Origin of the sequence: Roseixanthobacter psychrophilus (assembly GCF_043195195.1) — a bacterium.
GTDB lineage: Bacteria > Pseudomonadota > Alphaproteobacteria > Rhizobiales > Xanthobacteraceae > NCEH01.
Map to the genome: position 1 here is coordinate 1 of NZ_JBAFWT010000089.1, position 5,362 is coordinate 5,362.

Sequence of the window (5,362 nt, forward strand, 5' to 3'; positions counted from 1 at the left end):
GATCGACACCAGCGAAAACAAGGATCTGGTGCGGCTCGCGTTCTCTGATCTGGTCGAAACCTACGGCATCCCCGAACACGTCCTGTTCGACAACGGCCGGTCCTTTGCCTCGAAACAGATCACCGGCGGCCAGAAGTCCCGATATCGCTTCAAGATCCGCGACGAGGAGCCGGAGGGCATCATCACCGCTTTCGGTGCTGAGGTGCACTGGGCGACGCCGTACCACGGGCAGGCGAAACCGATCGAGCGCGCGTGGCGCGATTTGGCGCAGAACGTCGCCCGCGATCCGCGCTTCGCCGGCGCCTGGACCGGCAACTCGGTGGCGAACAAGCCGGAGAATTACGGCAGCAAGGCCGTGCCCCTGGAGACCTTCCTCGCCGTCGTCTCCGAAGGGATCATCGAGCACAACACTCGCGCCGGCCGGCGCACGGAGGTCTGTGCCGGGCGCCTCTCCTTCGCCGAGGCTTACGCGCTGTCGATCGCCAACGGCGCCCTGATCAAGCGGGCGTCCGAACAGCAGCTGCGCCGCCTCCTGCTCACCAGCGATCTGGTGACCGCGCGCCAGCCGGACGGCGCGGTGTGGCTGGAAGGGAACCGGTATTGGTCCGAGTTCCTGGTCGGCCACATGGGCAAAATGGTGATGATCCGGTTCGACCCGGATGCGCTGCACGACCGCGTTTACATCTACCGGCCCGACGGTGCGTTCCTGGGCGAGGCGCCCTGCCTTGAGGCGGCTGGCTTTTTCTCCACCGCCGCGAGCCGCGTCCACGCCCGCGCCCGCAACGATTTCCTACGCGCCAGCAAGGCCGCAGCGGCCGCCGAGCGCAAGCTCACGCCCGAGCAGGTCGGCGCCCTCATGGCCAAGATCGAGGCGCCGGAACCGCCGGAGAACAAGGTGGTGCGTCCGCTGTTCGGCGCCGGCGGCACCGCTCTCAAGCAAGCATACGAGCACGATCAGGAAGAGGTGCTCGAAATGTTCGGCCGCGCGGTCAGGAAGCTGCACGTGGTCGGAAAAGAGAACGGCGCGGACGATTGATCGTCACGCGCCGCTGAAAGTCTGTTGCAAAGGAAGCATAGCATGAACGACGCCATCGAAAAACCTGCCAATCCACTGGACCACGTGCGGGAAGAAGTGCGCCTCATCATGACCACAGAAGGTCTGACGCAGGTGGAAATCGCCAAGGAAGCCGGCATCGCGTACGGCACATTCACCCCGTGGATGGGCGGCACCTACAAAGGTGACAACTCCGGCATCGCTGCAAAGGTCTCGCGCTGGCTGGAGACACGCCGGGAGCGCGAGCGCACCGCGATGGTGCTGCCCACGGCGCCCGGCTTCGTTCGCACGCCCACCGCCTCCGCCATGCTCGACCTGTTTGCGTTCGCACAGTCGGCACCCGACTTCGTGGTCGCGGTGGGCGGCGCCGGGATCGGCAAGACGACGGCGATTGAGGAATATCAGAAGCGGTCTTCCAACGTTTTTGTGGTGACGGCCGAACCTTGCTTGTCCTCGCCCAACAATCTGCTGTCCGCAGTCGCCGACGCTGTCGGTGTGGTGGAGCGGTCGACCAACCGCGTCTCTCGCGCCGTCGTGGCCCGCCTCAAGAATGCGGCGGCGCTCATCATCATCGACGAAGCACAGCACCTGGAGAGCAAAGCACTCGACCAGTTGCGCACGGTGCATGACCTCGCGAAGTGCGGCATCGCCATCGCCGGCAATGAGAGCGTCTTCGGCCGCCTGCAGGGCGGTGAGGCACGCGGCGCCCAGTTCGCGCAGCTGCATTCGCGGGTCGGCATGCGGATCGTGCAACCGAAAGCGCGCGCAAAAGACATCTGCGAAATCCTCGCGGCCTGGGGCATTGATGGCGCCGCCCCCGCCGGCCAGTTGTTGAAGGAGATCGGCCGCAAGCCGGGCGCTCTGCGCAACCTCACGAAGACGCTGCGGCTCGCCGGGATGTTCGCGAGCAGCAGCGGCGAAGGGCTCGGCCCGAACCATATTCGGCAGGCGTGGGGGCAATTGTCCTCATCGCAGCTCGAAACGGCGTGAGGGGGCGGAAATGAAAAATCCTCCCCTCAGCGAGAGCCTTGCCACCCTGCGGGATCAGTTCAAGCCGTACGAGTCGGCCGGCATGCAACTCCATGCCGTGGCGGTGCAGACCCTCATCTTCATGATGAGCGCGATGGTCGATCGGGCCCGCGACCTTGAGCGCGATCTGGCACAGATGGACGAGGTCGCCCGCGACCTCGATGCCGTCGGCCGCACCCGAGCGGAGACGCTGGCGGTGCCGGTGGCTGGCAGCAATGTCGTGATCCTGTTCCGCCCGTCGGATCAGCACCACAGCGGCGGAGGCGATGCAGCATGACATCCGCTGACATCTGCCGCCGGGGCGTCGCCGACGGCCGCCAGATCGCCGAGCACAAGAACCCGCGCCGCGAGGCCGTCGGCATACCGGTCACCCGCTTGGTCGATCTGGCGCGTGCCACGGTCGCGCTCGATCAGGTGGCGCGCCTCGCCGCCGACCTGCTCGCGGCACGGTCAAAAATGCTCGATGCCGACACGTTCGCCGAATGCGTCCTCACCGACGACGCACTGGAAGCGGCGACGGAACAACTCACCGCCGCGCTTGTAACGCTCGGCTACGTCACCCTTGTCGAAGAGGAACCCGCACATGGAAATGCAAGCTGATGCCGTCCCGGCCGAAGAGCCGGGCGTGGTCGTTGTCGGCGGCAATCGGTACATGACCGACGCGCAGGGCCACCTCGTGCCGCTCGACCTCATGAAGCCGCAACGTCTTCTGGAGGACCAGACAGTCCGCAAGATCCTGGCCAATGCGGAAGAGCTTTCCGCGCGGGTCAGCCGGTTTCGCGGCCACACGTTCGACGATGTGGCAACGTTCATGGATCTCCTCTCGGAGCGATACGGCGGCACACGGGGCGGCGCGAAGGGCAACACCACCCTGACGCAGTATGACGGCCTGGGGCAGGTGCGGATTCAGGTGCAGGATCAGCTGTCCTTTGGCCCTGAGCTGCAGGTCGCAAAAGAGCTGGTGGATGATTGCATAGCCGCTTGGTCGGAGACCGCCAGCGCCGAGCTAAGGACACTGGTCCAACACGCCTTCCAGACCGACAAGGAAGGCAAGATCAATCGCGCGGCGCTGTTCCAGCTTCGCCGTGTCGAGATCGACAAGGCGCCGTGGCCGCAGGCGATGGAGGCCCTAAGCGACGCCATCTGCGTCATAGGCTCCCGAGAATATTGCCGCTTCTACAAGCGGGCTAATGCCCGCGCGAAGTGGAAAGCCATCACCATCGATCTGGCCTCGGCGTGAGGGGGCGAGCATGAGCGATTCAAACACCGCCCAAGTCAAACAAGTCGAGCTTGAGCTGTTGGACGATGACGTCGTGCGGTTGACGGTCACGTGCAAAACCCCAGCGCAAGCGGAATGGGTGTTCGAACATTTCGGGAAAGGCCTGGAGACTGGACATCTGTTGATCCAGCCCGGAAAGCCCGCGCAGAACGAGCGGAAGGAGACGGTGCAATGACGGCGATGCAATTCAACTCGGCCGCACAGCTGGAGGCGCATTACCGCTCCACATCGCTCCGCCTCAATCGCGGTGCGCCGGCGCCGGCGTCGAAGCTCACCCCTGCCGCGCAGATGCGGGCCTACATGGAAGCGCTGATCGCCGGAACGCTGGAGATGAGCACGCTGGTGGGCCCGCGTGCCGTGCGCACGGTATTGCTCGCGGCGCTGCGCGCGGTGCCGGGGGAGGATGCCGCGCCCATCACGATCGATACCGTGGAAGCGGTGGTTGCCGAGCACTGCCAGGTCAGTCTCATCGACATCCACTCGGCGCGTCGCGCATATCATGTCGTGCGCGCCCGGCAACTGGCGGTCTATCTCGCCCTGCGCCTGACGAGGAAGAACAACAAAGCGGTCTCTTCCCATTTCGATCTGAACCACACCACCGTCTCGCACGCGTGCAGAGCGGTGCGCGAGCGGCTGTGCGATCCCTCATACGCGGCAGAGCTGGATCGCCTGGAAGCGATGATCCGCGATCGCGCCGACGTGACAGCGGGAGCCGCATCATGATCGCCCGATTGCTGTTGCTGGCCGCGCTCCTGGCCGCCACGCCCGCCCTCGCGCTTGATGGCAACCGCCTGCGCGTGATCGATGGCGACACCGTCGCCCTCGGCACCGAGCATATCCGCCTGCTCGACATCGATGCGCCAGAGACCGCCCACCCGCGCTGCGAGAGCGAGCTTGTGCTCGGCCTCGCCGCCAAGGCGCGGCTCCTGGAGCTGCTGCGCGGCCGGCCGGTGGAGATCGTCCGCCACGGCCGCGACCGCTACGGCCGCACGCTCGCCCGCCTCACCGTCGGTGGCCGGGACGTCGGCGCGCTGCTCTCGGCCGATGGCCTCGCCATCGCGTGGCGGCCTGGGCATGACGCGTGGGTGGATCGCGCTGCGCATTGGTGCGGGGTGCGGCCATGACCCTGCGCAGCATCTATTGGCCGGGCGAGGATGGCCGCCTCAAGTCCTTTTCGGCCGCGACACAGGCCAAGGGCGGCGCCCTGGTGAAGATCGAGATCGAGATCTTCGACCCGCTCCGCCTCGGCATGCTCCTGCAGGATCTGGCCGAGATCCAGCGCGACCAGAAGGCCGCCGACAAGCCGAAGAAGGCCGAGCGCGGCACAGGAGCGATCGCGGCCCCGCCGCGTCTGCTGACCTATCGGGGGGAGCGGTGATGGTCGCTTACAGCTTCAAGAGCGCATTCGTCGCCGATATCGAGCGGCGCATCAAACGCCAGACAATCCGGCTTCCACGCCCGCGCCATGCACGGCCCGAAGAGCGCCTGCAAATCTTCCAGGGCATGCGCACGAAGTGTTGCCGCAAGATCATCCCCGACCCGGTCTGCATCGGCGTGGACCGGCTGGTGATCGACACGAGGCCAGGGTATCTCGCGCATCTCGAAATCAACGGCGTCGTCCTCGAACTCGCAAGCGAGGAAGCAGATGCGTTCGCCGTGGCCGATGGGTTTGGGCGGCCGATGCCTGACCACCGTCCCATCGATTTCTTTGGCGTGTGGTGGCGGTCGGTCCACGGCCCGCAACTGCACGAGGACCTGGTGCTTATTCGCTGGGAGGATCGCACATGATCGCCGCCGCGCCCGCCAGTTCGAAGCAGATCGGCGCGATCCACGCGATGGCGGCGAAACTCGGCCTCGACGACGACAGCTATCGCGACCTCCTGGAAGCCGAGACCGGCCAGCGCACCGCCAAGGGCCTCAGCTCAGACGCTGCCTGGAAGGTCATGGAAAAATTGAAGCTGTGGACCAATCCGGCACCGGCAGCGCCGGATGCCGCGCCC

11 protein-coding genes are annotated in these 5,362 nt (G+C 65.9%); all 11 read left to right on the forward strand.

All coding sequences use genetic code 11. The features are described 5' to 3' along the window. Nucleotides 1–1,036 (forward strand): transposase domain-containing protein (locus V5F77_RS28100; RefSeq protein ID WP_429008362.1); only part of this gene is annotated, 1,036 nt, incomplete at its 5' end. A 42-nt stretch (nt 1,037–1,078) separates the two neighbouring features. Next, nucleotides 1,079–2,044: an AAA family ATPase gene (locus tag V5F77_RS28105; protein WP_429008363.1), complete on the forward strand. Its 966-nt coding sequence runs from the start codon at nt 1,079–1,081 to the stop codon at nt 2,042–2,044. Between the two features lie 10 nt (nt 2,045–2,054). Continuing rightward, nucleotides 2,055–2,360, forward strand: coding sequence for a hypothetical protein (locus tag V5F77_RS28110; RefSeq protein ID WP_429008364.1), 306 nt, complete (start codon nt 2,055–2,057; stop codon nt 2,358–2,360). Then, nucleotides 2,357–2,683: a hypothetical protein gene (locus tag V5F77_RS28115; RefSeq protein WP_429008365.1), complete on the forward strand. Its 327-nt coding sequence runs from the start codon at nt 2,357–2,359 to the stop codon at nt 2,681–2,683. The genes V5F77_RS28110 and V5F77_RS28115 overlap by 4 nt, the downstream gene beginning before the upstream one ends. 52 nt (nt 2,684–2,735) lie before the next feature. Then, a complete protein-coding gene (locus V5F77_RS28120) occupies nt 2,736–3,323 on the forward strand; it encodes a DUF3164 family protein (protein ID WP_429008366.1) in 588 nt (195 codons plus the stop codon). Nucleotides 3,324–3,333: 10 nt separating this feature from the next. Further along, nucleotides 3,334–3,537, forward strand: a complete 204-nt coding sequence (locus tag V5F77_RS28125; protein ID WP_429008367.1) for a hypothetical protein — start codon at nt 3,334–3,336, stop codon at nt 3,535–3,537. After that, nucleotides 3,534–4,085, forward strand: a complete 552-nt coding sequence (locus V5F77_RS28130) for a helix-turn-helix domain-containing protein (RefSeq protein WP_429008368.1) — start codon at nt 3,534–3,536, stop codon at nt 4,083–4,085. Before V5F77_RS28125 ends, V5F77_RS28130 begins: the two co-directional genes overlap by 4 nt. Beyond that, the gene (locus V5F77_RS28135) at nt 4,082–4,486 is read left to right on the forward strand and encodes a thermonuclease family protein (protein ID WP_429008369.1); all 405 of its coding nucleotides are present in this window, start codon (nt 4,082–4,084) and stop codon (nt 4,484–4,486) included. The genes V5F77_RS28130 and V5F77_RS28135 overlap by 4 nt, the downstream gene beginning before the upstream one ends. Continuing rightward, nucleotides 4,483–4,740: a hypothetical protein gene (locus V5F77_RS28140; protein ID WP_429008370.1), complete on the forward strand. Its 258-nt coding sequence runs from the start codon at nt 4,483–4,485 to the stop codon at nt 4,738–4,740. The genes V5F77_RS28135 and V5F77_RS28140 overlap by 4 nt, the downstream gene beginning before the upstream one ends. Then, nucleotides 4,740–5,150, forward strand: coding sequence for an ASCH domain-containing protein (locus V5F77_RS28145; protein WP_429008371.1), 411 nt, complete (start codon nt 4,740–4,742; stop codon nt 5,148–5,150). Before V5F77_RS28140 ends, V5F77_RS28145 begins: the two co-directional genes overlap by 1 nt. Next, a partial coding sequence (locus V5F77_RS28150; protein WP_429008372.1) for a phage protein GemA/Gp16 family protein occupies nt 5,147–5,362 on the forward strand: 216 nt, incomplete at its 3' end. The genes V5F77_RS28145 and V5F77_RS28150, both read left to right, overlap by 4 nt.